The 25,984-nt window shown below is 72.8% G+C and carries 24 protein-coding genes; 13 read left to right on the plus strand and 11 right to left on the minus strand.

Going from position 1 to position 25,984, the window contains the following annotated elements:
- Nucleotides 1-6 precede the first annotated feature (6 nt).
- The 3 genes from AC0VYM_RS06550 to AC0VYM_RS06560 all read left to right on the plus strand — a co-directional run bounded on the left by AC0VYM_RS06550 (nt 7) and on the right by AC0VYM_RS06560 (nt 4,351).
- The gene (locus tag AC0VYM_RS06550) at nt 7-597 is read left to right on the plus strand and encodes a DUF4383 domain-containing protein (protein WP_475460120.1); all 591 of its coding nucleotides are present in this window, start codon (nt 7-9) and stop codon (nt 595-597) included.
- A complete protein-coding gene (locus AC0VYM_RS06555) occupies nt 594-2,081 on the plus strand; it encodes an SDR family oxidoreductase (RefSeq protein ID WP_475460122.1) in 1,488 nt (495 codons plus the stop codon). The genes AC0VYM_RS06550 and AC0VYM_RS06555 overlap by 4 nt, the downstream gene beginning before the upstream one ends.
- Nucleotides 2,082-2,224: 143 nt before the next feature.
- Nucleotides 2,225-4,351 carry an MMPL family transporter gene (locus tag AC0VYM_RS06560; RefSeq protein ID WP_475460125.1) on the plus strand — a complete coding sequence of 709 codons (2,127 nt, stop codon included), beginning with the start codon at nt 2,225-2,227 and terminating at the stop codon, nt 4,349-4,351.
- Here AC0VYM_RS06560 and AC0VYM_RS06565 read toward each other — a convergent pair.
- Together AC0VYM_RS06565 and AC0VYM_RS06570 are read right to left on the minus strand one after the other, a co-directional pair.
- On the minus strand, nt 4,348-5,133 hold the full coding sequence (locus AC0VYM_RS06565; RefSeq protein WP_475460127.1) for an aminotransferase class IV family protein: 786 nt from the start codon (nt 5,131-5,133) through the stop codon (nt 4,348-4,350). The genes AC0VYM_RS06560 and AC0VYM_RS06565 overlap by 4 nt on opposite strands.
- 65 nt (nt 5,134-5,198) lie before the next feature.
- Nucleotides 5,199-5,921, minus strand: coding sequence for a GntR family transcriptional regulator (locus AC0VYM_RS06570; RefSeq protein ID WP_475460130.1), 723 nt, complete (start codon nt 5,919-5,921; stop codon nt 5,199-5,201).
- A gap of 183 nt (nt 5,922-6,104) precedes the next feature.
- On the opposite strand from AC0VYM_RS06570, the gene AC0VYM_RS06575 reads away from it, so the two are divergent.
- From AC0VYM_RS06575 to AC0VYM_RS06595, 5 genes are all read left to right on the plus strand, one after another.
- Complete coding sequence (locus AC0VYM_RS06575; RefSeq protein WP_475460133.1) at nt 6,105-7,358, plus strand: NRAMP family divalent metal transporter; 1,254 nt, start codon at nt 6,105-6,107, stop codon at nt 7,356-7,358.
- A gap of 115 nt (nt 7,359-7,473) precedes the next feature.
- Nucleotides 7,474-8,247, plus strand: a complete 774-nt coding sequence (locus AC0VYM_RS06580; RefSeq protein WP_475460136.1) for a LamB/YcsF family protein — start codon at nt 7,474-7,476, stop codon at nt 8,245-8,247.
- A gap of 22 nt (nt 8,248-8,269) precedes the next feature.
- Entirely contained in the window at nt 8,270-8,881 is a 612-nt protein-coding gene (locus AC0VYM_RS06585; RefSeq protein ID WP_475460139.1) for a 5-oxoprolinase subunit B family protein, read from the plus strand.
- Nucleotides 8,878-9,732 (plus strand): 5-oxoprolinase subunit C family protein, encoded by an 855-nt coding sequence (locus AC0VYM_RS06590; protein WP_475460141.1) that lies wholly within the window; start codon nt 8,878-8,880, stop codon nt 9,730-9,732. Before AC0VYM_RS06585 ends, AC0VYM_RS06590 begins: the two co-directional genes overlap by 4 nt.
- Nucleotides 9,733-9,758: 26 nt before the next feature.
- A complete protein-coding gene (locus AC0VYM_RS06595; RefSeq protein ID WP_475460143.1) occupies nt 9,759-10,571 on the plus strand; it encodes a putative hydro-lyase in 813 nt (270 codons plus the stop codon).
- Between the two features lie 6 nt (nt 10,572-10,577).
- On the opposite strand, the gene AC0VYM_RS06600 is transcribed toward AC0VYM_RS06595, so the two are convergent.
- The gene (locus tag AC0VYM_RS06600; RefSeq protein ID WP_475460146.1) at nt 10,578-11,273 is read right to left on the minus strand and encodes an ABC transporter ATP-binding protein; all 696 of its coding nucleotides are present in this window, start codon (nt 11,271-11,273) and stop codon (nt 10,578-10,580) included.
- Nucleotides 11,270-12,370 carry an ABC transporter permease gene (locus tag AC0VYM_RS06605; protein WP_475460149.1) on the minus strand — a complete coding sequence of 367 codons (1,101 nt, stop codon included), beginning with the start codon at nt 12,368-12,370 and terminating at the stop codon, nt 11,270-11,272. Before AC0VYM_RS06605 ends, AC0VYM_RS06600 begins: the two co-directional genes overlap by 4 nt.
- 166 nt (nt 12,371-12,536) lie before the next feature.
- Between AC0VYM_RS06605 and AC0VYM_RS06610 the strand changes: the two genes are divergently transcribed.
- Both AC0VYM_RS06610 and AC0VYM_RS06615 read left to right on the plus strand, forming a co-directional pair.
- On the plus strand, nt 12,537-13,772 hold the full coding sequence (locus AC0VYM_RS06610) for a sensor histidine kinase (RefSeq protein ID WP_475460152.1): 1,236 nt from the start codon (nt 12,537-12,539) through the stop codon (nt 13,770-13,772).
- Complete coding sequence (locus AC0VYM_RS06615) at nt 13,769-14,431, plus strand: response regulator (protein ID WP_475460154.1); 663 nt, start codon at nt 13,769-13,771, stop codon at nt 14,429-14,431. Before AC0VYM_RS06610 ends, AC0VYM_RS06615 begins: the two co-directional genes overlap by 4 nt.
- A gap of 13 nt (nt 14,432-14,444) precedes the next feature.
- Here the strand turns inward: AC0VYM_RS06615 and AC0VYM_RS06620 are convergent, their stop codons facing one another.
- The 7 genes from AC0VYM_RS06620 to AC0VYM_RS06650 all read right to left on the minus strand — a co-directional run bounded on the left by AC0VYM_RS06620 (nt 14,445) and on the right by AC0VYM_RS06650 (nt 22,302).
- Nucleotides 14,445-15,074 (minus strand): hypothetical protein, encoded by a 630-nt coding sequence (locus tag AC0VYM_RS06620; protein ID WP_475460156.1) that lies wholly within the window; start codon nt 15,072-15,074, stop codon nt 14,445-14,447.
- Between the two features lie 208 nt (nt 15,075-15,282).
- Nucleotides 15,283-17,514, minus strand: a complete 2,232-nt coding sequence (locus AC0VYM_RS06625) for a glycoside hydrolase family 3 C-terminal domain-containing protein (protein WP_475460158.1) — start codon at nt 17,512-17,514, stop codon at nt 15,283-15,285.
- The gene (locus AC0VYM_RS06630; protein ID WP_475460160.1) at nt 17,511-18,149 is read right to left on the minus strand and encodes a TetR/AcrR family transcriptional regulator; all 639 of its coding nucleotides are present in this window, start codon (nt 18,147-18,149) and stop codon (nt 17,511-17,513) included. The genes AC0VYM_RS06625 and AC0VYM_RS06630 overlap by 4 nt, the downstream gene beginning before the upstream one ends.
- A 389-nt stretch (nt 18,150-18,538) precedes the next feature.
- The gene (locus AC0VYM_RS06635) at nt 18,539-19,381 is read right to left on the minus strand and encodes an ABC transporter permease (protein WP_475460162.1); all 843 of its coding nucleotides are present in this window, start codon (nt 19,379-19,381) and stop codon (nt 18,539-18,541) included.
- Entirely contained in the window at nt 19,374-20,213 is an 840-nt protein-coding gene (locus tag AC0VYM_RS06640; protein WP_475460164.1) for an ABC transporter ATP-binding protein, read from the minus strand. Before AC0VYM_RS06640 ends, AC0VYM_RS06635 begins: the two co-directional genes overlap by 8 nt.
- Nucleotides 20,210-21,292, minus strand: coding sequence for an ABC transporter substrate-binding protein (locus AC0VYM_RS06645; RefSeq protein WP_475460166.1), 1,083 nt, complete (start codon nt 21,290-21,292; stop codon nt 20,210-20,212). The genes AC0VYM_RS06640 and AC0VYM_RS06645 overlap by 4 nt, the downstream gene beginning before the upstream one ends.
- 98 nt (nt 21,293-21,390) lie before the next feature.
- On the minus strand, nt 21,391-22,302 hold the full coding sequence (locus AC0VYM_RS06650; RefSeq protein ID WP_475460168.1) for a TauD/TfdA dioxygenase family protein: 912 nt from the start codon (nt 22,300-22,302) through the stop codon (nt 21,391-21,393).
- A 274-nt stretch (nt 22,303-22,576) separates the two neighbouring features.
- Between AC0VYM_RS06650 and AC0VYM_RS06655 the strand changes: the two genes are divergently transcribed.
- The 3 genes from AC0VYM_RS06655 (at nt 22,577) to AC0VYM_RS06665 (ending at nt 25,896) form a co-directional block, all read left to right on the plus strand.
- Entirely contained in the window at nt 22,577-23,362 is a 786-nt protein-coding gene (locus tag AC0VYM_RS06655; protein ID WP_475460170.1) for a class I SAM-dependent methyltransferase, read from the plus strand.
- A 124-nt stretch (nt 23,363-23,486) separates the two neighbouring features.
- A complete protein-coding gene (locus AC0VYM_RS06660) occupies nt 23,487-23,972 on the plus strand; it encodes a DUF1269 domain-containing protein (protein WP_475460172.1) in 486 nt (161 codons plus the stop codon).
- 127 nt (nt 23,973-24,099) lie between these two features.
- Nucleotides 24,100-25,896 carry an alkyl/aryl-sulfatase gene (locus AC0VYM_RS06665; RefSeq protein WP_475460174.1) on the plus strand — a complete coding sequence of 599 codons (1,797 nt, stop codon included), beginning with the start codon at nt 24,100-24,102 and terminating at the stop codon, nt 25,894-25,896.
- Nucleotides 25,897-25,984 lie beyond the last annotated feature (88 nt).

The following is a 25,984-nucleotide window of genomic DNA, read 5'->3' on the forward strand; positions in this document are numbered from 1 at the left end:
GACGACATGGATCTGGACACCTCGCGCCGGGCGGACCGGCGGTTGGACCACGTCTACCGGATCGGGGCCGGGCTCACCGGGCTCGTCCTGGTGGGCTTCGGCAGCGCGGGCATGATGACCAGACTTCCGTTGTTCGACACCCGGGGCGAGGTGGTCGCGGGGCTGTCCACGAACGGCGCCCTGAGCTTCCTGTCCATCGCGATCGGTTCGCTGCTGGTGGGCGCGGCGATCCTGGGGGGCAAGTTCGCGTCGACGGTGTGCGTCACGGTCGGCGGGGCCTTCCTGGTGAGCGGCCTGGTGAACCTGATCCTCATGAGCACCGACTTCAACATCCTGGCCTTCAGCGTGCCCAACGTGATCTTCAGTTACGTGGTGGGCCTGGTCCTGATCACCTTCGGCATGTACGGCCGGTTCACCGGGAACCTCCCGGAGGACAACCCGTTCCGGCGGTACCGCCACCCGGAGGAGGGCGCGTCCGGTGAGGGCGCGGCCGGGGAGGACGGGGGCGCCGCCCCGGCGCGGAGCGGTACCCACGGCGTGCCCGGACCGCGATCGGCCCGTGAGCGCGAGGACAGCACCGAGGAGACGCGGGGATGAGCGCGCCCACGGGACGGCTGGCCCTGGTGACCGGGGCCAGCGGGTACATCGGGGGACGGCTCGTCCCCGAACTGCTGGCCGCCGGGTACCGGGTCCGCTGCCTGGCCCGCACACCGGAGAAACTGCGTGACCACCCCTGGCGCGACCGCGTGGAGGTGGTCCGGGGCGACGTGGTCTCCGGGGAGGGCCTGGCGGAGGCGCTCGCCGGTGTGGACGTGGCCTACTACCTGGTGCACTCCATGAGCGGCGGCCGCGACTTCGTGCGTACCGACGCCGAGGGGGCGCGCCGGTTCGCGGAGGCGGCGGGGACGGCGGAGACGGGCCGGATCGTCTACCTCGGGGGTCTGGCCCCCGAGGGCACGGAACTGTCGGAGCACATGGCGTCGCGCGAGGAGGTCGGGCGTCTCCTGCTGGAGGCGCCGACCCCGGCGGTGGTGCTGCGGGCCGCCGTCATCCTGGGGTCGGGATCGGCCTCCTTCGAGATGCTGCGCCACCTGACGGAACGGCTTCCGGCGATGACCACGCCCCGGTGGGTGCGCAGCCGGGTGCAGCCGATCGCGGTGCGGGACGTGCTCCGCCTGCTGGTGCGCGCGGACGAGCTCCCCGAGGGGACCAACCGCACCTTCGACATCGGCGGGCCCGAGGTCCTCAGTTACGCCGAGATGATCCAGCGGTTCGCCGCCGTGGCGGGGCTGGCCAAACGGCTGATCGTCCCGGTTCCGGTGCTGTCCCCGGGGCTGTCGAGCCTGTGGGTCGGCCTCATCACGCCGGTGCCCCCCTCGGTGGCCCGGCCGCTGGTGGAGTCGCTGCGGCACGACGCGGTGATGGGGGAGGACGACCTGGCGCGTGCGCTGCCGGACGAACGGCGGATCGGGTTCGACGAGGCGGTGCGCCTGGCGCTGCGGCGGATCGACGAGGACCGCGTCGACACGCGCTGGTCCTCGGCCGCCTGGCCCAGTGCTCCCTCCGACCCGTTGCCCACCGACCCCGACTGGGCGGGGGGCAGTCTGTACACCGACCGGCGGGCCCGGTACGTGGACGGCTCACCGGAGAGCCTGTGGCGGGTGATCGAGGGGATCGGCGGCGACCGGGGCTGGTACTCGTGGCCACTGGCCTGGGCCGCCCGAGGCTGGATCGACCTCGCGGTGGGCGGGGTGGGGCCCCGGCGCGGGCGCCGCGACCCCGAGCGCCTGCGGGTGGGGGACTCGCTGGACTTCTGGCGGGTGGAGGAGATCGTCCCGGGTGAACTGCTGCGGCTGCGGGCGGAGATGCGCCTGCCCGGCCCGGCCTGGCTGGAACTGCGTGTGGCGCGCCTGGAGGGGCGCACGGTCTACTGCCAGCGGGCGCTGTTCCACCCGAGGGGGCTGGCGGGCCACCTGTACTGGAAGGCGGTCACGCCCTTCCACGGGATCGTGTTCGGCTCGATGGCGAGCAACATCGCGGCCCGGGCGGAGGAGGACGCCGGGGTGACGGCCGGGACCTGAGCCCCCGATGCGGGACCACCGCCGAGGTGCGCTACCTTGTGGGAAGAATTAGCTAGGAATCCGAGAGACTTGGTTTCCGAGTCTTTTCGGCGGAGCTTGGGCCGCGCGGTCCACTGGACGCGGGCTCGGAAGGAATTCCCACGTTGCCGACACGAAACGCACCCCCGGCCGGACGATCCCGATGGTGGGTCGGCGCCGCACTGCTGGTCAGCCTGGTGTGGCTGCTCGGAGCGGGCCCGCTCGGCGCCTTCCTCGGCCGACTCGGCGAGGTGCAGACCAACGACCCCGGCGCCTTCCTGCCGGTCGGCGCCGAGTCCACCGAGGCCGGTGAGCTGGCCGAGGGGTTCGACCGCGGCGACACCGTCCCGGCGATCGTCGTCCTGTCCGCCGACCAGGAGCTCACCGGGGACCAGCTGACCGAGGCGGGCGCTCTGGCGGAGCGGATCGGTGACCGGCCCTGGGTCTCCGGCGAGGTCGTCGGCCCCGTGCCCGGCACCGAGGACCCCTCCGTCGCCCAACTCGTCGTCCCGATCGGCTCGGAGAACGACACCGGCGACTCCGTGGCCGAACTCCGGGAACTCCTGGCCGACCACTCCGTCTCGGGGGTCCAGGCCCAGGTCACCGGGCCCGCCGGCTACGCGGCCGACCTCGTCGCGGCCTTCGGCGGCATCGACTCGACGCTGCTTGTCGTGGCGGTCGTCGCGGTCCTGGTCATCCTGGTCGCCGTCTACCGGTCGCCCCTGCTCCCGGTCCTGGTGATCGTCGCCTCGCTCCTGGCCCTCGGACTGTCCGGCGCCCTGGTCTACGCGGCCGCCGACGCCGGTCTGGTCAGCCTCAACGGCCAGAGCCAGGGCATCCTGTTCATCCTGGTGGTGGGCGCCTGCACGGACTACGCGCTGCTGCTCGTCGCCCGCTACCGCGAGGAACTGGCCGCCCACGAGCGGATCCCCGAGGCCGTGCTCGCGGCGGTGCGGGGGGTGACCGGTCCGGTCCTGGCCTCAGGGGGGACCGTGATCCTCGGCGTGCTCTGCCTGCTCGCCGCCGACCTGGCCTCCACCCGCAGCCTCGGCCCGGTGGTCGCGCTCGGGGTCGCCGCCGCGATGCTCGCCGCCATGACCTTCCTTCCCGCCGCCCTCGCGCTGTGCGGCCGCGCCGCCTTCTGGCCGACCGCCCCGCACCGTGCCCGGGAGGCGGCCGGGAACACCACCGGCGAGGTCCTGAGCCAGCACCCGTTCTGGGGGCGGATCGCCGCCGCGGTCTCCCGCCGACCGCGCGCCTACTGGTTGGGCACCGCGGCCCTGCTGCTCGCGGCCGCCGTGTTCGCACCGCAGTTCAGCGCTCAGGGCACCGGCCAGTCGGAGGTCTTCCGCACCGAGGTCGAGGCCGTGGACGGGCAGGAGACCCTGGCCCGGGGGTTCGGGGCCGACTCCAGCGTCGCGCCCGCCCTCGTGGTAGCCGGGGAGGACCACCTGGACGAGGTGGTGGCGGCCGCCGAGCGGGTGCCGCAGGTGGAGACGGCGGCCCCGGCCACCGAGCCCGGCCCGCCCGGGGCGGAGGCCCCGCCGCTGGTCGAGGACGGCCGGGTCCTGGTCGAGGTGGTGCTCTCCGCCGACCCGGAGTCCCCGGAGGCGGTGGAGGCCGTTCGCGACCTGCGCGCCGAACTGGACGCGGTCGAGGGGGCCGACGCGCTGGTGGGCGGGGTGAGCGCCACGGACCTCGACACCCTGGAGACCGCGCAGCGGGACTTCGTGGTGGTGGTCCCGCTGGTGACGCTGGTGGTCTTCCTGGTGCTGATCCCGCTGCTGCGGTCGCTGGTGGCCCCGCTGCTCCTGATGACCGCCAACGTCCTCTCGTTCGCCGCCGCCCTGGGTGTGGGAACCCTCGTGTTCGACCACGTCCTCGGTCTGCCCGGGGCGGATCCGGTGGTGCCGCTCTTCGCCTTCGTCTTCCTGGTGGCGCTGGGGATCGACTACAGCATCTTCCTGATGTCCCGTGCCCGTGAGGAGACCCTCGCGCACGGGCACCAGGAGGGGGTCCTGCGGGCGCTCACGGTGACCGGAGGGGTGATCACCTCGGCCGGGGTGGTGCTGGCGGCCACCTTCGCCGCGCTGGCCGTGATCCCGCTGCTGTTCCTGTTGCAGCTGGCGTTCCTGGTCGCCTTCGGCGTTCTGGTGGACGCGCTGCTGGTGCGGACGCTGCTCGTGCCCGCCCTCGCGTTGGACGCGGGCCCGCGCCTGTGGTGGCCCGGACGCGCGGCCCGGATCCGCTAGAGCGGGTCGCCGGGGAGTTCCCGGTAGGCCCGGGAGATCCTGTCCGCGAGGTCGGGGCGGGGCAGGTCCACCCCGTCGATCGAGGCCACCGGGCGCACCCCGGTGGCGGCGTTGGTGACGAAGGCGCCCGCCATCCTGGTCGCCGCGACGGCGGCCAGGGGGCGGGTGGAGACCGGGACCCCGAGCGCTCCGGTGACCCGGTCGACCAGGCGTGCGGTGACCCCCTCCAGGCACGGCGCCTGGGGCCAGACCAGCCCCTCGCCGTCCAGGAAGCCGATGTTCCAGGTGGGGCCCTCGGAGACGCGTCCGTCCACCCCCATGAACAGGGCGTCGTCGAGCCCGTCCAACTGGGCGGCGCGCCGTTGGCGGATCGCCCCGAACAGGCCGGTGCCCTTGATGGTCGGGGCGTCCCGCGTGAACTCGCGGGTGCCGAGGTGGACCGGGGGCGGGTCGGACGCCGGGGCGGGTCGGGTCGTGACCAGGATCTGCGGCAGGGACCGCGCCGAGGGACGGCCGAGGTCGAACTCGGGGTCGTGGACGGTCACCCGCACCACGCACGGCGACGGGTGCGCCCGGGCGGAGCGCCGGGCGAGCTCGCGTACGCGCGGGACGTCGAGTTCGGCGCCGAACAGGGCCGAACAGTCCCGGGTGAGCCGTTCCATGTGCAGGTCGAGGCCGCGCACGCGCAGGTCGGTGACGAGCATGGTCGTGAAGTGCCCGTAACCGTACAGAGCGAGGCCTGAGAGTTCTCCCGTGCTGACGGGGCGTCCGTTCAGTTCCATTACGGGCACCATTCTGGCACTTCGGGACCTCTGGCAGGGGTGGTTCCCGAGGCTCGGCGCGGCGGTCAGGCCGGTGGGTTCGGGCTCCGGGAACCCGCCTCCATCTCGGTGAACGCGGTCACGAGCTGCCGTTCGGAGGTGTCGAGGTAGGCGCCGAGCTCGGCGGCGGCGGCGTCGGCGTCGCCACGGGCCAGCTCCTGGTGGATGCGCCGGTTCCACTTGAGGTAGGGGTCGTGGAACTCGCGGGGCGCGGCCATCACGTGGAAGACCAGGCGGGTCTCGGCCAGGACCTGGCGCATGAACTCGTTGACCCGGGCGCTGCCGGACAGGGCCGCCAGCGCCTCGTGGAAGCGCATGTTCGCGCTGCCCATCCGCCACCAGTCCTCCTGGGCGCGGGCCTGCTCGCCCTCGTCGACGGCGCCGCCCACGGCGCGGACCAGGTCCTCCGGGGCGTCGGCCGCGCCGCGCACGGCGGGAAGTTCCAGGGAGCGGCGGGCGCTGAACAGGTCGCGCACGTCGTCACTGGTGGGGCGGCTGACGAACACCCCGCGGTGCATGTGGTGGACCAGCAGGCGTTCACGGCTGAGGAGGCGGAAGGCCTCGCGCAGGGTGTTGCGGGAGACCTCGTACTTGCGGCTGAGCTTCTCCTCGGACAGGCGCACGCCGGGGGTCAGCTGGCCGTCGATGACGAAGGTGCGCAGGAGTTCGGCGACGCGTTCGGCCTGGCTGGTCAGCCGGGCCAGGGCGGGCGCGGGCAGCCGGTCGATGTGGTCCTCGGTCGCCGTCACGTGAGCCCTCCGCCTGTCTCGTGCGCCCACACCGGAGACGGGGTGGTCCCACCAATGTTACGTACCGGGGGTCCGCGATTTTACTTAACCGTGCCTTACTTGGGGCAAAGGATTGGAGTATTGTTCAACAATCCAACAATGAGGTTGGCGTCACACCACTCCCGTACACCTGGAGAGTCAGCCATGGGCGAAGCGCCCCCCGCACCAGACCAGAAGGTGCGTCTGCGGCTTGGCAGAGTCACCCTGAGCAGCGGTCTCCTCGGAGCCATGTTCCTGATGGCCACCAGCGCCATCGGTCCCGGGTTCATCACCCAGACCACGACCTTCACCGCTCAGCTCGGTGCCGCGTTCGCCTTCGCGATCCTCGTGTCGATCCTGGTCGACATCGCCGTGCAGCTGAACATCTGGCGCGTCATCGGCGTCTCCAACATGCGGGCCCAGGACCTGGCCAACAAGGTGCTTCCGGGAGCGGGCTACCTGCTCGCCGTCCTCATCGTCTTCGGCGGCCTGATCTTCAACGTCGGCAACATCGCCGGCACCGGCCTCGGCCTCGACGCGATGATCGGCCTCGACCCGCGCCTGGGCGCGGTGATCTCGGCCCTCGTCGCGATCGTCATCCTGGCCGTCAAGAGGCTGGGCGTGGCCCTGGACCGCATCCTCGTGGTCCTCGGCGTCATGATGATCGCCCTCACCGCCTACGTCGCGGTCGTGTCCAGCCCGCCGGTGGGTGAAGCCCTGCGCCAGTCGGTGCTGCCCGAGGCGGCCAGCAGCGACCTCTTCCTCGCCACCATCACCATCATCGGCGGCACCGTGGGCGGCTACATCACCTACGCGGGCGCCCACCGGCTCATCGAGAACGGCATGGGCGGCCGGGAGAACGTCGCCGCCATCACCCAGACCTCCGTCACCGGCATCATCGTCACCGGCCTCATGCGGGTCCTGCTCTTCCTCGCCATCCTCGGCGTGGTCGTCGGCGGGGTCTCCATCATGGACGCCCCCAACCCGCCGGCGGAGGCCTTCTACCAGGCCGCCGGAGAGGTCGGTATGCGGCTGTTCGGCATGATCATGTGGGCGGCGGCCGTCAGCTCCGTGATCGGCGCCTCCTACACCTCCATCTCCTTCGTCACCACGTTCTCCCCGTGGCTGGAGCGGCACAAGGGCAAGCTGGTCACCGGGTTCATCGGTGTCTCCCTGGCGATCTACCTGGTCTCCGGACAGGCGCCGGGCACCCTTCTGGTCATGGCCGGCGCCCTCAACGGCGTCATCCTGCCGGTGGGTCTCGGCCTGCTCCTGTGGGTGGCCGCGCGGCACTCGAAGACCCTGCTGCACGGCTACCGTTACCCGCGCTGGCTGCTGGTCATCGGCGTCGCCGCCTGGCTGCTCACCGTCTACATGGCGATCGGGTCGCTGAGCGGCATCGCCGCGCTCTGGCAGTAGCGAACGGCCCCGGGGCGGCGGTCACCGCCCCGGGCCGGACCACCACCCGCACCGGTGGCGCCACCACCCCGGCGTGGCGGCGCCGCCCGGGGGTACGAGAACTAGGAGGACCCACGTGCGTATCGACCTCAACTCCGACCTCGGTGAGAGCTTCGGCCGCTGGGAGCTCGGTGACGACCAGACCCTGCTCTCCATCGTGACCAGTGCCAACGTGGCCTGCGGCTTCCACGCCGGTGACCCGTCGGTCCTGCGCCGCACCACGGCCGAGGCGGCCGCGCGCGGGGTCGCCGTCGGCGGGCACGTGGCCTACCGGGACCTGGCCGGGTTCGGCCGCCGCTTCGTGGACGTACCGCCCGCCGAGCTCACCGACGAGGTCCTGTACCAGCTCGGCGCCCTGTCGGCCTTCACCGCGCTGACCGGCGACCGCGTCCGCTACGTCAAGCCGCACGGGGCCCTGTACAACGCGATCGTCCACCACGAGGAACAGGCGGCCGCGGTCGTCGCGGCCGTCCGAGCCTTCGACCCGGACCTGCCCGTCCTCGGACTGCCCGGGTCGAGCTTCCTGCACCAGGCCGACAAGGCGGGCCTGCGCACCTACCGTGAGGCCTTCGCCGACCGCGCGTACACGCCGGGCGGGACCCTCGTCTCGCGCCGCGAACCCGGCGCCGTCCTGCACGACCCCGAGGCCATCGCCGCCCGCTGCCTGCGCATCGCCCGGGGCGAACCCATCGAGGCCGTGGACGGCACCGAGATACTCGTCCGCGCCGACTCGCTGTGCGTGCACGGCGACAGCCCCGGAGCGGTGGACATCGCCCGTGCCGTGGCCGACCTGCTGCGCGCCGAGGGCGTCACCATCGCGCCCTTCACCGGCACCGACCCGTCCGCCTGACCGTCCCGATTTGGAGTCGTCCTTGCGCGTCCTGAAGTGCGCAGACACGGGGGTCCTGGTGGAGGTCACCGACCTCTCCCAGGTCATCGCCCTGGGCGCGGCCCTGGAGGCCGCCCCGCTGCCCGGCGTCTCCGACGTCGTCCCGGCCGCCCGAACCGTCCTGCTGCGGCTGGAACCCGGCACCGACCCGGCACGGGTCGCGGAGGCCGTCACCGAGCTGCCCCTGACCTCGGAGGCCAGCCGGAGCGTGGGGGAGACCGTGACCATCCCGGTCCACTACGACGGCCAGGACCTCGACGACATCGCCGGGCTCACCGGCCTCAGCCCGCGAGAGGTGGTGCGGGCCCACACCGCCGCCACGTGGACCGTCGCGTTCTGCGGGTTCGCCCCCGGCTTCGGCTACATGGTCGGTGACGACCCCCGCCTGCACGTGCCCCGCCGAGGGGAGGCGCGCACCCGGGTCCCCAAGGGCTCCGTGGCGCTCGCCGGGGAGTTCACCGGTGTGTACCCGCGCAGCTCCCCCGGCGGATGGCAGCTGCTCGGCCGGACCGACGCCGTGGTCTGGGACCTGGACCGCGACCCGCCCGGCCTGCTGCGCCCCGGGGTCCGCGTGCGCTTCGAGGAGGTCTCGTGACCGCGCTGGAGGTCCTGGCGACGGGACCGATGACCACCGTCCAGGACGCGGGCCGCTTCGGGCACGCCGCCCTGGGCGTCGGACGCTCCGGCGCCGCCGACGCCGACTCCTACGCCCTCGGCAACCGGCTCCTGGCCAACCCCGAGGGCGCCGCCGCCCTGGAGGTCACCCTGGGCGGTCTGCGGGTCCGTGCCCGTGGACCCGTCACGGTCGCGGTGACCGGCGCCGAGGCCCCGGTCCGGGTGGACGGGCGCGGCGCGGCCGTCAACGAGGTGCTGCACCTGCCGGACGGGGCCGAACTCACCCTGGGCGTCCCCGCCCGGGGCCTGCGGTCCTACCTCGCCGTGCGCGGGGGAGTGGCGGTCGCGCCCGTCCTCGGCTCGCGCAGCACCGACGTGCTCGCCGGGCTGGGCCCCGAGGTCCCCGTCGTCGGCGACCTGCTGCCGGTCGGTCCCGCCCCCGCCGCCCTGCCCCACCTGGACCACGCCCCGGTCCGGGCGGTCGGCGCGGACCTCGTGGACCTGCGGGTCGATCTCGGACCGCGCGAGGACTGGTTCACCGAGCGGGCCGTCGCGGCCCTGTCCTCCGGCGAGTACGAGGTGACCTCCCGCAGCGACCGGGTCGGCGCCAGGCTCGCCGGGCCGGTCCTGGAACGCTCCCGGGAGGGCGAGCTGCCCAGCGAGGGCATGGTCGCCGGGTCACTCCAGGTGCCTCCGGGCGGTGAACCGGTGCTGTTCCTCGCCGACCACCCCGTGACCGGCGGCTACCCGGTGATCGCGGTGGTGCGCTCCACCGACCTGCCCAAGGCCGCCCAGGCCCGCCCCGGCACCCGGATCCGCTTCGTCCCGTGAACCGCCAAGAGAGAGGCCCGGAACCGATGAACCCCGAACCCGACCACAGCACCGACGGGCCGTCCCCGGCCGACCTCTCTCCCGCCCAGGCCAGGGCCCTGTTCCGGCGGGGACTGCGCGTGCCCACCTCCGGCTACAGCCCCGGGTACGCGCAGGCCAACCTGATCTCGCTCCCGCGTGACCTCGCGTTCGACTTCCTGCTGTTCGCCCAGCGCAACCCCAAGGCCTGCCCGGTCCTCGACGTGACCGAGCCGGGCGAGGTGTCGGCCTCGGTGTTCGACGGCGATCTGCGCACGGACCTGCCCGCCTACCGCGTGTACCGCGACGGCGTGTTCGTGGAGGAACGCACCGACGTCACCGACCTGTGGTGCGAGGACCTGGTGTCCTTCCTGATCGGGTGCAGCTTCACCTTCGAGACCCCGCTGCTGGAGGCGGGGGTGCCGGTCCGCCACATCGAGACCGGCGGCAACGTCGCCATGTACCGGACCAACCGGGAGTGCCGACCGGCGGGCCGCCTCTCGGGGCCGCTCGTGGTGTCCATGCGACCGATCCCGGCCGGGCGGGTCGCGGACGCCGTCCGGATCACCTCCCGCTACCCGGCCGTACACGGGGCGCCGGTCCACGTGGGCGATCCCGCCGCGCTGGGGATCACCGACCTGGACCGGCCGGACTACGGCGACCCCGTGGAGGTCCGCGAGGGCGAGGTTCCGGTCTTCTGGGCCTGCGGCGTCACCCCGCAGGCGGCGGTGACGGCGTCCGCCCCCGAGTTCGCCATCGGACACGCCCCCGGCCACATGGCCGTCACCGACATCCGGGACACCGTGTACCAGGTGCCCTGACCGGGATCAGGTCCCGCGCGGACGGTCGGCCGCCAGAGCGCGCAACCGACCGTCGCGCATCTCCAGGACCCGGTCGGCCGCGTCCAGGTACTCGGTGTCGTGCGTGACCAGCAGGGTCGCCACGTCGAAGGTCCCGGTCGCCTCGGCCAGCAGTTCCATGATCCGGCCGCCCCGCTCGTGGTCCAACGCCGCCGTGGGCTCGTCCACCAGCAGGACGCTCGGCCGACCGGCCAGCGCACGGGCGATGTTCACCCGCTGGCGCTCGCCTCCGGACAGCTGGTGCGGGCGCCGGTGCTCCTTGCCGGAGAGCCCCACCGCGGCCAGGGTCTCCGCCGACCGGCCGCGCGCCTCACGCACCGGACGCGCGCGCATGTGCTCGGTCACCATGAGCTGCTCCACCGCGGTGAGGGAACCGATCAGGTTGGGCTGCTGGAAGACGATGCCCACCCGGCCCAGCCGCAGCTCGCTCAGCTCCCGGGGGCGCAGGCCGAGTGTCTCGACCCCGCCGACCACCACCCGCCCGGAGTCCGGCCTGATCAGGGTGGCGGCCACGGCGAGCAGGCTCGACTTGCCCGAACCGGAGGGGCCGACCACGGCCGCCAGTTCACCGGGGGCGACCCGCACCGACACACGGTCCAGGGCGGTCACCACGCCGTCGCCGTCGGGGTGGGTCAGGGTCACGTCGTTCAGTTCCAGGCTCATCGCACGCCTCCCAGCGCGGTCAACGGGTCGACTGAGGTGATGCGGCGGACGGCCAGGACCGCGCCGAGCATGCCCAGCACGACCATGGCGGCGATCGGTCCGAGGGTGGTCGCGGCGGTCAGGGAGAACGGCAGGACCGCACCGGCCAGGGCCCCCACCGCGACCCCGAGACCCCCGCCCGCGGCGGCGCCGACGAGCAGCACGATCAGGGCCTGGGCCAGGGCGTCCCGAACCAGGTACCGGGTGGAGCCGCCCAGCGCCTTGAGGATCGCGATGTCACCGCTGCGCTGGATGGTCCACACGGTCAGGAACGCGCCGATCACCAGCGCGGAGATCGCGTACAGGAACCCCTGCATGGTGACCAGCGATCCGTTCTCGGAGGAGAAGGAGCCGATCGCGCGCAGGCTGTCGGACAGGGTGGCGGACACGGTGTCGGCCGCCTCGTCCGCCAGCTCGGGGGTGCCAGCCCCCGAACCCGTGCGCGCGGCGACCACGTTGGCGACCGGCGCGTCCGCGCCCTCCGCGTGCCGTACCCGGGGGTCGATCCCGCGCCAGACCCCGATGTCGGTCCACACCACCGGCACGTGGCTGTAGTGCTCGGTGGGAGCGACCGCCCCCACCACCAGGTCGGTTCCGGCGACGGACACGGTGTCTCCCACGGAGACCCCGAACTCCTCGGTGATCTCCTCGCTCACCACCAGGCGGTCGCCGGTCCCCAGTCCCTCGGGGGCCAACGGGCCGTCGGCCGACACACCGAACAGCACGGCGGCGGTGCCGTCGCCGCCGCCCAGTTCGACCCGGCTCTGGGTGATCCCCAGCGGCTCGGCCCACTCCACCCCCTCGGTGCCGGACCAGGCGTCGAGCTGGTCCCGGGTGACGGTGCTGTCCGCGAAGGACTCCTCCGGCGCGCCCTCCCCGGAGGTCCCGAAGGCGACATGACTGGCGGGCAGGTTCCTGACCGCTGACGTGGACTGGTCGGCCAGCCCCGCCGTGAGTCCCGACAACAGGACGATCAGCAGGGTGATCAGGGCGACGACGGAGCCCATCAGCGCGAACCTGCCCTTGGCGAAACGGATGTCCCGAAGGGCGACGAACACGACGGCCCCCTTTCCGGTAGCTCGGTTGTTCCGTGGCTCCAGCCTCCCCGGAGACCGGGGGCGTCGGCATCGGGCGAACGGAACCTTCCCCGGGGGCTCCGGGTGGAGGCACGCATCCATCGAACGATGGATGCCGTCGCCGTCCCCACCGGCGTACGCTGCACTGATGCGGAACAGCGGAGGGTGGGCGCCCGAACTGCCCGGAGTGACGACGGTGCTCCAGGCGCTGCGTCTGCTCCTGCACGCCTGCTTCCTGTTCCTGCTCGGGGTCGGCACCACGCGGTACGCGCTCACCCACCTCGGTGATCACCAGTCCCAGGGCGTGCACTGGACCGTGTTGGGCGGTGCCGTACTGCTCGGGGCCGTCTACTGCGCCGGGGCGCTGGCCGCCCGCCACGACCTCCACCGGACCCGCTCCCTCGTGTGGCTCGCGGCCGTCACGCTGCTGTGGTTCGCACTGGTCTGGGCCGGACAGGACTTCGTGTGGCTGGCCTTCCCGCTCTACTTCCTGCACCTCCACCTCCTACGCGGCCTGCACTCGGTGCTGGCGGTCGTCGTCATCACGGCCGCGGTGGTCCTCGGCCAGTCCCTGCACACCGGTGACATGACCGCGGGGATGGTCCTCGGGCCCGTGCTCGGCGCGGTCTTCGCGGTGGCGATCGCGGCCGGGTACACGGCGCTGCGACGCGAGGGCGAACGGCACCGGGAGCTCATCGACGCGCTCACCCGCACGCGCGGCGAACTCGCCGCCTACCAGCGGCGCACGGGCGTGCTCGACGAACGCGAACGCCTGGCCCGGGAGATCCACGACACCCTCGCCCAGGGGTTGTCCAGCATCGTCCTGCTGCTGCGCTCGGCGGAGAACGCCCTGCCGAGGGACCCGGGACTCGCCGCCACCCGTGTGGCCGAGGCCAGGGAGAGCGCCTCCGCCAACCTCGCGGAGGCGCGGGGGTTCGTCCGCGACCTGGCCCCGCCCTCACTCACCGGCGCCAACCTGCCCGAGGCACTGCGGCGCCTCTGCGAGCGGGTGGGCCGCGCCGACGGGATCGACTGCCGGTTCCGTACCGACGGCACCCCCACCGAGCTCCCCGCGGGCTTCGAGGTGGCGCTCCTGCGCGCCGCGCAGTCGAGCCTGGCCAACGTCACCGGGCACGCCCGCGCCACCACCGCCGTCGTCACCCTCGGCTACCTGGAGGGGGAGGTCACCCTGGACGTGTACGACGACGGCCGGGGCTTCGCGCCCGGAGCGCTCCGCCTCCGTGAGGACGGAACCGGCTACGGGATCACCGCGCTGAGGCAGCGCCTGGCGGCCCTGGGCGGAGACCTGGAGGTGGAGTCGGCCCCGGGCGAGGGCACCGCCGTCGCCGTCCGGCTGCCCCTGACCCGGAAGGAGTCACCGTGACCGGACCGGTCGAGCGGGGCCGCGCGCTGCGCATCCTCCTGGTGGACGACCACCCCGTCGTGCGGCACGGGCTCAAGGCGATGTTCGCGGAGCGACCCGACATGGACGTGGTGGCCGAGGCCGCCGACGGCCGGGCCGCCCTGGACGTGCTCGCCGGGGACCCCGTGACGGAGGTGGACGTCGTCCTCATGGACCTGCGCATGGGGACGGGGATGGACGGCGTCACCGCGATCCGGCGCATCACCGGGCTCGACACCCCGCCGCCGGTCCTCGTGCTCACCACCTATGACACCGACGCCGACATCCTCGCCGCCGTCGAGGCGGGAGCCACCGGCTACATGCTCAAGGACGCCCCGCCGGACCAGCTGTGCGAGGCCGTACACACGGCGGCGCGCGGTCAGACCGCGCTCGCCCCCGACGTCGCCAACCGCCTCATGGACCGGCTGCGTTCACCGAGCCCCGCGTTGAGCGGGCGCGAGCTGGAGATCCTGGGTCTGCTCGCCCGGGGCCTGTCCAACCGGGCGATCTCCCGGGAGCTGTTCATCAGCGAGGCGACGGTCAAGACCCACCTGGTCCACGTGTTCGACAAGCTCGGGGTGGACAACCGCACCGCCGCGATCACGACGGCGCTGCGGCGGGGGATCATCCGGGTCGACTGAGGCGCCCGCGCGGTCAGGCCGTCCTCGCCGGTGAGGCCGCCGGGCGCAACCCCAGACGGCGCAGTTCCAGCGCGGCCAACCCGGCCACCGCCGCCCGGTCGTTCTCCTCCCAGGCCCCGGCGGGGTCGTCGTGCACCTCCAGGAGCCCCTTGCCGGAGGCCGAGTTCAGGGCGCGCAGCGCCAGGAGCCGGGTCCGCGCCTCCGGGGCCATCGCGTCGAGACGCCTCGTGCCCGTGGCCCGGCGGATCCACCGGGCGCGCATGGGCAGCCAGGTCGTGGCGATGAGGTAGAGCGGGATCGCCGCCACGAGCAGCGGGAGGGTGACGGCGAGCGAGGCCACGGTCTCCTGGAAGGAGTCCCCCGCCGCACTGAGCGAGGCCCCCGACTCACTGAGGTTGACGAAGGGCGTGGCCAGCGCCTCCCCGGCGAAGGGGACCTGCTGGACGTTCTCGGCGGCCGTGCCCATGTGCTCGGTGAACCCCTTCCCGGTGCTGGTCACGAGCTCGCCGGAGTGGTGCAGGGCGAGCAGGACCTCGCGCAGGGACAGGGCCGCGTAGACCCACGCGCCCGCCCAGGCCAGGGCGAACAGGTCCGAGACCAGTTGGAGGACGGCGCGCACCGGGGCGTCGGCGTACAGCTTCAAGGGTGACTCCTGGGGGTGAGGAGGGAGGGGGCAGGGCCTGGGCCCACCTTCCCCGTTACCCGTTTCCGTCCGGGCGCACCCGCCCGGACGGGTCGACCCCGCGTCCCTTCCCCTCCCGGGCCCCGGATCGGGCGGCCCCGGCGACGTACTCCTCGAACCCGCCGGACGGGCGTGTGGACGAGGTCCGCCGCGAGCGCGCCGCCCCGTGTCAGCCGGTGAACTCTCCCCGGTCGACGGCCGCCCGTCTCCGGGCCTCGACGTCGTCCACCAGCAGGTCCAGCATCTCCTCGGTGACGCCCAGGCCGAAGGTGCGCAGGGTGAGGACCGGCAGGGAACCCGCCATCTCCAGCATCTCCGGGGGGAGGTCGTCGAGCCCGGGGAACGTCGCGATGATCTCCTCGATGACCGGCCCGCCGACGGGGTGCGAGCGCCACTCGCCCACGGTGCAGTGCTTGGTCAGCGGGCGCACGTACCGGTCGCCCTCGGTGGTGATCTCCCCGCGCAGCGGCAGGTCGCGGGAGGACGCCCCGACGGAGACGGTGTAGGTGCCGGCCGCCAGGGACCAGCGCCGGTCCCGGGGGTCCCAGACGGACAGGTCGCGGCCGGTCAGCGGGAGCTCGATCCGGGCGCTCTCGCCGGGTTCCAGCGCCACCTTCGCGAAGCCGCGCAGCTCGTGCCGCGGCCGGGTCGGGCGGTCCTGCTCGACCCCCGCGTACAGCTGGGCGACCTCCCGTCCGGAGCGGTCACCGGTGTTGGTCACGGTGAACGACACCGTCCACCCGCCGTTGCCGTCCGGGGCCACCTCCAGCCCGGAGTACGCGAAGGCCGTGTAGGTGAGACCGTGACCGAAGGGGTAGGCCACCGGTACGTCCAGGGTGTCGAAGTGGCGGTAGCCGACGAACACGCCCTCACCGTGGCGGACCACGCCGTGCTCGCCGGGGAAGTTCAGGTAGGTGGCGTGGTCGCTCAGCCGGACGGGGATCGTCTCGGTGAGTCTTCCGGAGGGGGACACGACCCCGGTCAGCACGTCCACGACGGCGGCTCCGCCCGCCTGGCCGAGCAACCAGCCCTCCACCACGGCGTCGGCCAGACCCTGCCACTCGGACACCGACACGACACCGCCGTTGGACAGCACGACCACCACGCGGTCGCTGACCTCGCGCACCCGCGCGAGCAGGTCCAGCTGGGACTCGGGCAGGCTGATGGTGGTGCGGTCGTACCCCTCGGACTCCGCGGCGTCCGGCAGTCCGAGGAAGAGCACCGCGGTGTCCGCCTCGCGCGCCGCCGTGACGGCCTCCTCGACCAGCGCGGGGTCGTCGGTCCCGTCCAGGGTGAAGCCGGGGGCGAACCGCACCTCGTCGAGCGCGCGCCCGAACTCCTCCAGCGCGGTGTGCACCCTGGTCGGCACCACGCGGGAGGAACCGCCGCCCTGGTACCGGGGCGTCCGCGCGAACTCCCCGATCAGCGCCACCGAACGGTCCGCCGCCAGCGGCAGTAGGCCGCCCTCGTTCTTCAGCAGGACCAGCGCCTCACGCGCGGCCTCGCGTGCCAGGGCGTCGTTGGCCTCGTGCTCCAGCGGGCGCGAGGTGTCGGCGGACACCCGGTCCTGCAACCGCCTCAGCCGCGCCACCACGGTGTCCAGCACGGACTCGTCCAGATCGCCCCGCTCCACCGCCTCCACCACGACCCGGTCGGTCCCGCTCGGCGGCATCTCCAGGTCGAGCCCGGCGCGGACGGCGGCGACCCGGTCCACGACGGCGCCCCAGTCGGAGACCACCACGCCCTCGAACCCCCATTCCTCCCGGAGGAGTTCGGTGAGCAGCCACGGGTCCTGGCTGGTGTACACCCCGTTGAGCCGGTTGTAGGAGCTCATCACCATGGCGGGCGCGGTGGTGCGGACGACCTCCTCGAAGGCGGACAGGTAGATCTCCCGCAGGGTGCGGTCGTCCACCTCGGCGCTGACCCGGTGCCGGTCGGTCTCCTGGTTGTTGGCGGCGAAGTGCTTCACGCACGCGCCGACCCCCTGTGACTGGACGCCGGTGACGAGGGCGGCGGCGATGCGCGCCGTGACGTGGGGGTCCTCGGAGACGTACTCGAAGTTGCGGCCGCACAGCGGCGACCGCTTGATGTTCATGCCCGGGCCCAGGACCACGTCCACGCCCTGCGCGCTGGCCTCCCCGCCGAGCGCCGCGCCGACCCGGCGCACGAGGTCCGGGTTCCAGGTCGCGCCCAGGCCGACGGCGGGCGGGAAGCAGGTCGCCGGGACGCTGCCGCCGATGCCGAGGTGGTCGCCCTCCTCGGGCTGGTACCGCAGCCCGTGCGGGCCGTCCGCGAGGTGGAGGGGGCGCAGCACGCCCGCCACGCCGGTGCTGTGCCAGGTGTCGGAGCCGGAGGTGGCCGAGGCCTTCGCCGTGAGGTCGGGGCGTGGGTCTGTGTTCATGTGGGCCTGTCTCCCGTGGGGTCGGTGCTGCTCGCTGGGGGCGGGTCGGGGACGGTGATCCCGAGGCTCCCGAGGAAGGAGGCGACCGCGGTCCGCATGTCGACGGAGTCCGGGTCGAGGAGCCACTGGACCTGGAGTCCGTCCTGGAGCGCCAGGAACTGCTGCGCGGCGGTCTCCGGTGCGGGGTGCGGACGGTCGCCGAGGAGTCCGGCGAAGGCCGTGGTGAGGTGTTCGCGCAGGACGCGGTACCGGCGGACGAAGTACTCGTGAGCGGGGTGCGTCGGGTCGGTGGCCTCGGCCGACAGGTTGACGTAGAGCGAGACCATCCCGGGCGTGCCCGTGTTGCGCTCCACGATCCGCACGATGTTGTCGATGAGCTCCCGGTGGCTCAGGCCGTCGCTGAGGACCAGCGGAGCGTCCACCTCGTCACGCCTGCTCAGGACGTGTATGAGCATGGCTTCCTTGTTGGGGAAGTGGTGTAGCGCGCCCGCGTGGGTGATCCCGGCGTGCGCCGCGATGTCGCGCAGTGACACCGCCCGGTAGCCCGACCGCGAGAACAGTTCCGAGGCGGAGTCGATGATGCGCCGCCTGGTGCGCTCGCCCTTGCTCGGTCGGGTGTGGTCTGCGTCCGCCACGGGACGGTCTCCTCGCGGTTGGTCGTCGCCACGGGCCCGCCGTGGCGACGAAGGCCTGGGTCGCTCCGAGACTACGGTTCCGCTCCCTCGTTCCCGCGGTACGCGCCCGCCGAGCCGCGCGGCGGACGGTTCGGAATCTACCAGTTGGTTAATTTGTGGCACAAGGCACACCGGTCCCCGTGGCGTACTCCCGCTGACAGGGGGAGGGCCGGGGAGCCGGTCGGTTCCCGGAAGGCGGCGGTGAGCGGCGACGGGCTCCTGGACGGTGGCCGAACGCATCGGGCCCCTCCCTGGTGTCCTGGATCGGGGATTCCGTTCCAGCACACCAGGAAGGGGCCGCGCCCGCCACCCCCGGTTCCTCCGCCTGTGGACAACCGGGACGGCCGGTCTCACCCGGCCGTCGTCCGCCACCGGGACCACCGGCGCTCCAGGACGACCAGCGCGCCGTTGAGCGCCACACCCAGCAGCGCGATGGACAGGATGCCCGCGTACATGTCGTGGATCTGGAAGTTGAGCTGCGAGGCGTTGATCAGGTATCCCAGCCCCGACTGGGCGCCCACCATCTCGGCGGCGACCAGCACCAGGATCGACGCCGCCCCGGCCATGCGGACCCCGGTGAAGATCGACGGCACGGCGGCGGGCACGATCACCTTCCGGAAGAGGGCGAGCGGTCCGAAGCCGAGTGACACCGCCGCCTTCACCAGCAGCGGGTCCACCGTCCGCACCCCGGTCACCGTGCTGAGCAGGATCGGGAAGGTGCAGGCGAACACCACCAGCGCAATCTTGGACGACTCACCGATCCCCAGGATCAGCACGAACACCGGGAGCAGCGCCAGCGCCGCCGTGTTGCGGAACAGCTCCAGGACGGGCAGCAGGAAGTCCGACACCGGCCGGTACCAGGCGATCAGCAGGCCCAACGGCACCGCCACGGACACCGCGATGGCGAACCCGGCCAGCGCGCGGGACAGGCTCGCGGAGACGTGCGCCCACAGCTGTCCGCTGGCGGCCAGGTCGGCGGTGGCCGCGAGGACCTCCGAGAACGGGGGCAGGAACACCCGGTCCACCAGGCCCACACGCGGTGCCGCCTCCCAGAGGAGGAGGAACGCGACGATCGCGGCCGAACGCCTGAACCAGAGCCAGCCGACCGCCAGCACCGGGCGCCCGGCCCCGGCCGTGGGAGGGCCGCCCGTGGGAACCGGGGGAGCGGTGGTGCGGGTGAGGGTGTCAGCCACGGTCGGCCTCCGACGGTACGGGTGCGAACTCGGACCTCTGCGCCAGCGCCACCTCGTCGTGGAGCTCCTGCCAGACCCGGTTCCGGTACCGGGCGAAGGCCGGGTCCGAACGCGGGTCCCCACTGGCCTCCCGGTCCAGGTCGACGTCGATCACGCTCTTGATCCGCCCCGGCCGCGACGTCATCACGGCCACCCGTTGCCCCAGGTAGACGGCCTCGTCTATCCCGTGCGTGATGAACAGGACGGTCTTGCCGGTGCGCAGCCAGATGGCCCGGAGCTCGTCCTGGAGCGACTCGCGCGTCTGGGCGTCCAGCGCCGCGAACGGCTCGTCCATCAGCAGCACCTCGGGGTCGAACGCCAGGCTGCGGGCGATCGCCACCCGCTGCCGCATCCCGCCGGAGAGCTCGTGCGGGTAGCGGTCCGCGAACCCCTCCAGACCCACCAGCGACAGGTACTCGCGGGCTCGGGCGGCCCGCAGTGACCGGGGCAGCCCCTTGGCCTCCAGACCGAACGCCACGTTGTCCAGGGCGGTGCGCCAGGGCAGCAGGGCGTACTGCTGGAACACCAGGCCCCGGTCGAGCCCGGGTCCCTCCACCGGGCGGCCGTCGAGCAGGATGCGTCCGCCGGTGGGCCTCGCGAGCCCGCCCAACAGGTCCAGCAGGGTGGACTTGCCGCAGCCGCTGGGGCCGACCAGGGTGAGGAACTCCCCGGCCCCGACGTCCAGGGTGACGTCGTCGAGGGCGGTCAGGGGAGGTCCCGGCCGCCCCCGGGAATCGCGCACGGGGAAGGTCTGCCGGACCCCGTCCAGCCGCAGCCTGGGGTGCTCGCTCATGCGTCCTCGCTCTCGGTGGGGCCGCCCACGGGCTCGCCGTCGGGGCCCGAGTCCTCGGGGAAGGTGCCGTTGTGGAACGGGTTGAACTCGTTGGTGTACAGGTCCGAGGCCTCGACCGAGCCCTCGGGCAGCTCTCCGTTGCGGTGCAGCCACTCCAGCCAGATCGCGAACTCCTCCTCCGCGACGACCCCGCCGGGACCGGCCACACCGCTGCTCCTCCAGTACCGGACGACCTCGGAGGACTCGTTGCGGCCGCGCCCCTCGACGATGGCCGCGAACCGGTCCACCACCTCCTCGCGCGGAGTGACCTGTGACCAGCGGACGGCCCGGGCGATCCCGCTGACCAGGGAGAGGGTGGCGTCGGGGTTCTCCTCGACGAACTCGTCACGCAGGACCAGGGACCCGTAGCTGAACCTCCCGTACAGGCCCTCGTCGGTGAAGAGGGGACGGATGCCGCCGCGCTCGACGGCGGTCTCGCGCAGGATGCCCCCGAGCGTCGCCGCGTGGACCTGGCCGGCGCGCAGGGACTGCTCGGTGTTGGCGGGCGGCACGACGGTGAGCTCCACCCGGGCGATCTCGTCCTCGCCCAGTCCCTCCCGCTCCAGCCACTCGCGGACCACGAACTCGTGGTGGGCGCCCAGGGTGTTCATCGCGACCTTCCGGCCGACCAGGTCCCGGGCCCGGGTGATGTCGCTGTCCTCCAGGACGTAGTAGCCGCTGAACGACTCCTCGTCGGATCCGTAGTAGGAGACGACCGAGGTGATCGGGGACCCGGCCGCGACCAGTTTGGCGATCGCCCCGTTGAAGGCCCCGCCGATGTCGGTGTCGCCGGTGGCCACGGCCTGGATGTCCTGGGGGCCGCTGGTGGTGTCCCCGATCCACTCCAGTTCGATGCCGTCCAGGTAGCCGAGGTCGGCGGCCAGCTCGGGGAAGACCACCGAACCGGCGGCCCCCTGGTAGCGCACGACGGTCGCGTCCGGGTCTCCGGCGGAACGCTCCGAGGTGCCGCAGGCGGCCGCGAGGGGGAGGACGGCCCCCGCCGAGGCGGTGTAGCGCAGGATGTCGCGTCGTGAGTGCATGTGTGGGCTCCGGAGGACGACGGGTCGCGCGTGGTGCGACCCGCCGTCGTCGAGGGGGTGTGCTGCCGTGGGGCGGGCCCGCACCCGGGCCCGTGGGGTCAGACCGCCGGGGTGTACTCGCTGGAGTCGCCCACCAGGGACCGGCTGGGGCTGCCGTCGACCCCCTTCGGGACGTCGCCGCCCACGGTGATCCGGTGCAGGCGTCGGGCCTCGTCGTCGTAGTCGGCCACCGCGTAGTGCTGGGTGGCGCGGTTGTCCCACACCGCCACGTCGCCCTCGCGCCAGCTCCACCGCACGGTGTTCTCCGGGCGGGTGACCCGCTGCTGGAGGAGGTCGAAGAGGGCGGTGAAGTCCCGGCTGCTCAGTCCGGAGAAGTGCTGGGCGAAGTGGCCGAGGAACAGTGCCCGCTCGCCGGTCTCCGGGTGGACGCGCACCACGGGGTGCTCGGTCCGGTAGAGCGTGGAGACGAACTGCTCGCGGTACTTCCTCAGCTCGCCGCCGACCTCGGTCCTGGGGGTGGAGGCCGCGTAGTCGTAGTCGTTGGTGTGCACCGCCCGGAGGCCGTCCGCGAGCGCCCGCAGGGGTTCGGGGAGGTCCTGGTAGGCCGTGACGGTGTTGGCCCAGGTGGTGTCCCCGCCGTACGGGGGCAGGTGGATCGCGCGCAGCACGCTGGCCTGTGGGGGCCGGTCGACGAAGGTGACGTCGGTGTGCCAGCTGTTGGCCTTGCCGCGCTCGGAGTCGATCGGCAGGACGTGGTGCTCCCGGCCGAACACGCTGCCGGTGGTGGGGTGCGGGGTGGTGAGCGGGCCGAGCAGGGAGGCGAACCCGGCCTGGGTCTCGTCGGTCAGGTGGTGCTGGTCGCGGAAGAAGATCACCTTGTGCGCGAGCAGGGTCTCGCGGATCCGAGCGACGGTGGCCTCGTCGAGGCCGGGGCCGATCTCCACGCCGGAGATCTCGGCCCCGATCCGTCCGGCGACGCGGCGTACGGACAGGTCCGTGGTGGTGGTCACGTTGGTGCTCCGTTCTGGCGGCGGGTGCGCGGCGGTCACCTCACGCGTTCGGTCGCGGTCCGTTCGCGGCGGGTGACTTGAAGGTAGGGCGCCCGCGCGATCAAAGTCAACCAAAACAGTAGGAAAACCATGAATAGGCAGATGGGGAGGTCACAAAGGGTGGAGGGCCGTTCAGGCCCCGTTCACACCGGTCACCGAAACGTCATGTCGGGCACGGCGGCCGACGCTTCGCTACGGTCGGTACGACCCCCACACCCCGATGAGAGGGCCACCGATGAGCGACGACCGAACGCAGGCCTTCACCGGGCTCTCCGGGAACTATCAGGCCTTCCGACCCGACTACCCGGCGCCGATCCTCGGCGCCCTGGCCGACCACCTGAAGGCCGGGGCCACCGACGCCTGGCCCAGCCCCTGGCTCCTGCTCGACGTCGGCGCGGGGACCGGCATCTCCACCCGCGCCCTGCGCGCCCTGTTCGGCCCCCGGCCCCGGGTGGTCGGCGTGGAGCCCGGCCACGACATGATCCGGACCGCCGAGGCCGAGGGCGGCGGGGTCGAGTACGTGCGGGCCACCGCCGAGGACGTCCCCTTCCCGGACGGCTCCGCCGTGCTGGTCCTGACCGCCCAGGCCGTGCACTGGTTCGACCGCCCGGCCTTCTTCGCGGAGTCCGCGCGGCTGCTCGTACCCGGCGGCACCCTCGCGGTGCTCAACAACAACCGCGACCTCACCGGCAGCGCGTTCGTCGACGACCACGAGAGTCTGCTGGAGCGGTACGCCCCCGGGTACGACCGCCACCACCGCCGGTACGACCTGGTCCGGGAGCTGTCCGAGGCCCGGGGGCTCACCGGGGCGACCGAACACACGCACTCCTGGACACGGGCGCTCACCGCTGACGAGTACCTGGGGATGGCACTGTCCTCCAGCAGGATGGCCGCCGTCGTCCGCGAGATCGGAGAGGAGCGCACCCGAGCCGAGATCACGGCCGTGGCCGAACGCCACTTCCCCGACGGCCGTGTCGAGATGCCCTACACCACCCAGCTGGTGGTGGCCCGCCGCGAGTGACCCGGGGGTTTTGCGGGATCGCTCCCTTCCGCTGGCCTTGGCCAGAGACGCCCCGGGGAACGCTCCCGCAGATCGGGCCCGCCGACGGCGGGCCGGGCAACGACGACGGGGGGAACCAGCACCCATGGCGCAGCTGATCGTACTCGGGGTGGCCGACCGCGACACCGCCGAGAAGGCGCTCGACATCGCCTCGGACCTGAACAAACAGGAGCTTCTCCAGCTGGAGGACGCCGCCTACGCCTACAAGGACGGCAAGGGCCGTCCCCGCATCCACCAGACCGTCAACCTCACCGGCTACGGCGCGGCGGGCGGCGCACTGTGGGGGACTCTCATCGGCCTGCTCTTCCTCAACCCGCTCCTCGGCCTGGCGGTCGGCGCGGGCGCCGGCGCCATCGCGGGCAGGCTGAGCGACGTCGGGATCGACGACGACATGATCAAGGACATCGGCGCCGAGCTCCAGCAGGGGCGGGCCGCCGTCTTCCTGCTCGCCGCCGACGCCACCATCGACCGCGTCGTCGACGCCTTCCGTCAGCTGGACCCCACGGTCATCCAGACCAACCTGTCCAAGGACAACGAGCGGGAGCTCGTCGAGGCCCTCCAGAGCCAGTAGGAACACATCGGCCGGGCCCGTACACGGGACCCGAGCCCTCTCACGCCGCCGGTGCGGGCCACCCGCACCGGCGGCCGCACGGGTGGCACCGCCCGGACGAACCCCGTCCCTATGACGAGGAGCAGCGATGACCGGTCACGGACCCGAGCACTCCGACGACTTCGCCAACGCCGAGCGCGGACTGGTCGCACGCCTCGAACCCGGCCAGATCCGGGACGCGAACGGCCGCGTGGTGTGGGACGCCGACGCCTACGCCTTCCTCGACGCGGAGTGCCCGGACACCGCCAACCCGAGTCTGTGGCGCCAGTCCCAGCTGTGCGCCAAACAGGGGCTGTTCGAGGTCACCGAAGGGATCTACCAGATCAGAGGTCTGGACCTGTCGAACATGACCCTCGTGGAGGGAGACCAGGGCGTCCTGGTCATCGACCCCCTCATCTCCGCCGAACCGGCTCGCGCCGGACTGGAGCTGTACCGGGAGCACCGGGGGAACCGCCCGGTCAGCGGGGTCATCTACTCGCACTCGCACGTGGACCACTTCGGCGGGGTCGGCGGGGTCACCGACGGCACCGTGCCCATCCTCGCCCCGGCCGGGTTCCTGGAGAGCGCGGTGGCGGAGAACGTGCACGCCGGGCCCGCCATGGCCCGCCGCAACCTGTACCACACCGGTTCCCACCTGGAGGCGGGGCCGCGGGGGCAGATCGGGGTGGGGCTCGGCCAGACCAGGTCGGTCGGCACGGTCACCCTCATCGCGCCCAACCGGGAGATCACCCGCACGGGCCAGGAGGAGGTCGTGGACGGGGTGCGGATCGTCTTCCAGATGACGCCCGGCACCGAGGCGCCCACGGAGATGAACTTCTACTTCCCCGACCACCGGGCCCTGTGCATGGCGGAGAACGTCACTCACAACCTGCACAACATCCTCACCCTGCGCGGCGCCCCCGTGCGGGACGCCCGGGTGTGGTCGCGCTACCTGGACGAGTCCGTCGAGCTCTTCGCGCACGAGTCGGACGTCCTGTTCGCCTCCCACCACTGGCCCACCTGGGGCACCGAGAACCTGGTGTCGCTCCTGCGCCAGCAGCGGGACCTGTACGCCTACCTGCACGACCAGACGCTGCGCCTGATGAACCAGGGTTTCGTCGGCGCGGAGATCGCGGAGCACCTGAGGATGCCGCCCGGCCTGGAGCGGGAGTGGCACACACGGGGGTACTACGGGTCGGTCAGCCACAACGTGAAGGCGATCTACCAGCGCTACATGGGCTGGTTCGACGGCAACCCCGCCCACCTGTGGGAGCACCCGCCGGAGGAGGCGGCGCGGCGCTACGTGGACTGCATGGGCGGCGTGGACGAGGTGGTGCTCCGGGCGGACGAGTACCGGGACCGGGGCGACCTGAGGTTCGCCGCCACGCTGCTCAACCACGCCGTGTTCGCGGACCCGGAGCACGGCCGGGCGCGGGCCGCCCTGGCCGGGGTCTACGAGCGGCTGGGGTTCGGCGCGGAGAACGGCACCTGGCGCAACTTCTACCTCCAGGGCGCGGCCGAGCTGCGGCGGGGCAAACCGGAGCTCCCGTCGAACCTGGGCACGGGCATGGCGGCCGCGCTGTCGGTGGACCAGCTCTTCGAGTCGGTGTCGATCCGGGTCAACGGCCCGAGGGCCTGGGACGAGCGGTTCGTGATCGACTGGGTGTTCACCGACCTGGACACCACGTTCCGGACGACGCTCTCCAACGGAGCCCTCACCACTCGGGAGAAGCCGCGCCGGGGAGAACCGGGCCTCACCGTGACCCTGAACAAGTTCCGCCTGCTGCGGCTGCTCGCGGGAAAGGGGACCGAGGGCATGGCGTTCGCGGGGGACGGGGAGCTGCTGGACCGGCTGATCGCCCTGCTGGACCGGCCCGACCCCTCCTTCGACATCGTGACCCCCTGACCGCGGCACCGGCCCGAGGGAGAGCCTGACCCGAGGGCGAGCCCGGCCCGAGGAGGGGACCGGTCCGGCTGATCCCGGCCCGATCCCG

The sequence above is a fragment of the Nocardiopsis sp. iso_237 genome, assembly GCF_056173345.1.

What these genes read in the sequence shown, in the direction of transcription:
- AC0VYM_RS06640 (WP_475460164.1), bottom strand. Translation starts at nt 20,213, where the DNA reads ATGAGCGAGCACCCCAGGCTGCGGCTGGACGGGGTCCGGCAGACCTTC.
- AC0VYM_RS06550 (WP_475460120.1), top strand. Translation starts at nt 7, where the DNA reads ATGGATCTGGACACCTCGCGCCGGGCGGACCGGCGGTTGGACCACGTC.
- AC0VYM_RS06610 (WP_475460152.1), top strand. Translation starts at nt 12,537, where the DNA reads ATGCGGAACAGCGGAGGGTGGGCGCCCGAACTGCCCGGAGTGACGACG.
- AC0VYM_RS06625 (WP_475460158.1), bottom strand. Translation starts at nt 17,514, where the DNA reads ATGAACACAGACCCACGCCCCGACCTCACGGCGAAGGCCTCGGCCACC.
- AC0VYM_RS06555 (WP_475460122.1), top strand. Translation starts at nt 594, where the DNA reads ATGAGCGCGCCCACGGGACGGCTGGCCCTGGTGACCGGGGCCAGCGGG.
- AC0VYM_RS06575 (WP_475460133.1), top strand. Translation starts at nt 6,105, where the DNA reads ATGGGCGAAGCGCCCCCCGCACCAGACCAGAAGGTGCGTCTGCGGCTT.
- AC0VYM_RS06595 (WP_475460143.1), top strand. Translation starts at nt 9,759, where the DNA reads ATGAACCCCGAACCCGACCACAGCACCGACGGGCCGTCCCCGGCCGAC.
- AC0VYM_RS06645 (WP_475460166.1), bottom strand. Translation starts at nt 21,292, where the DNA reads ATGCACTCACGACGCGACATCCTGCGCTACACCGCCTCGGCGGGGGCC.
- AC0VYM_RS06565 (WP_475460127.1), bottom strand. Translation starts at nt 5,133, where the DNA reads ATGGAACTGAACGGACGCCCCGTCAGCACGGGAGAACTCTCAGGCCTC.
- AC0VYM_RS06655 (WP_475460170.1), top strand. Translation starts at nt 22,577, where the DNA reads ATGAGCGACGACCGAACGCAGGCCTTCACCGGGCTCTCCGGGAACTAT.
- AC0VYM_RS06660 (WP_475460172.1), top strand. Translation starts at nt 23,487, where the DNA reads ATGGCGCAGCTGATCGTACTCGGGGTGGCCGACCGCGACACCGCCGAG.
- AC0VYM_RS06600 (WP_475460146.1), bottom strand. Translation starts at nt 11,273, where the DNA reads ATGAGCCTGGAACTGAACGACGTGACCCTGACCCACCCCGACGGCGAC.
- AC0VYM_RS06665 (WP_475460174.1), top strand. Translation starts at nt 24,100, where the DNA reads ATGACCGGTCACGGACCCGAGCACTCCGACGACTTCGCCAACGCCGAG.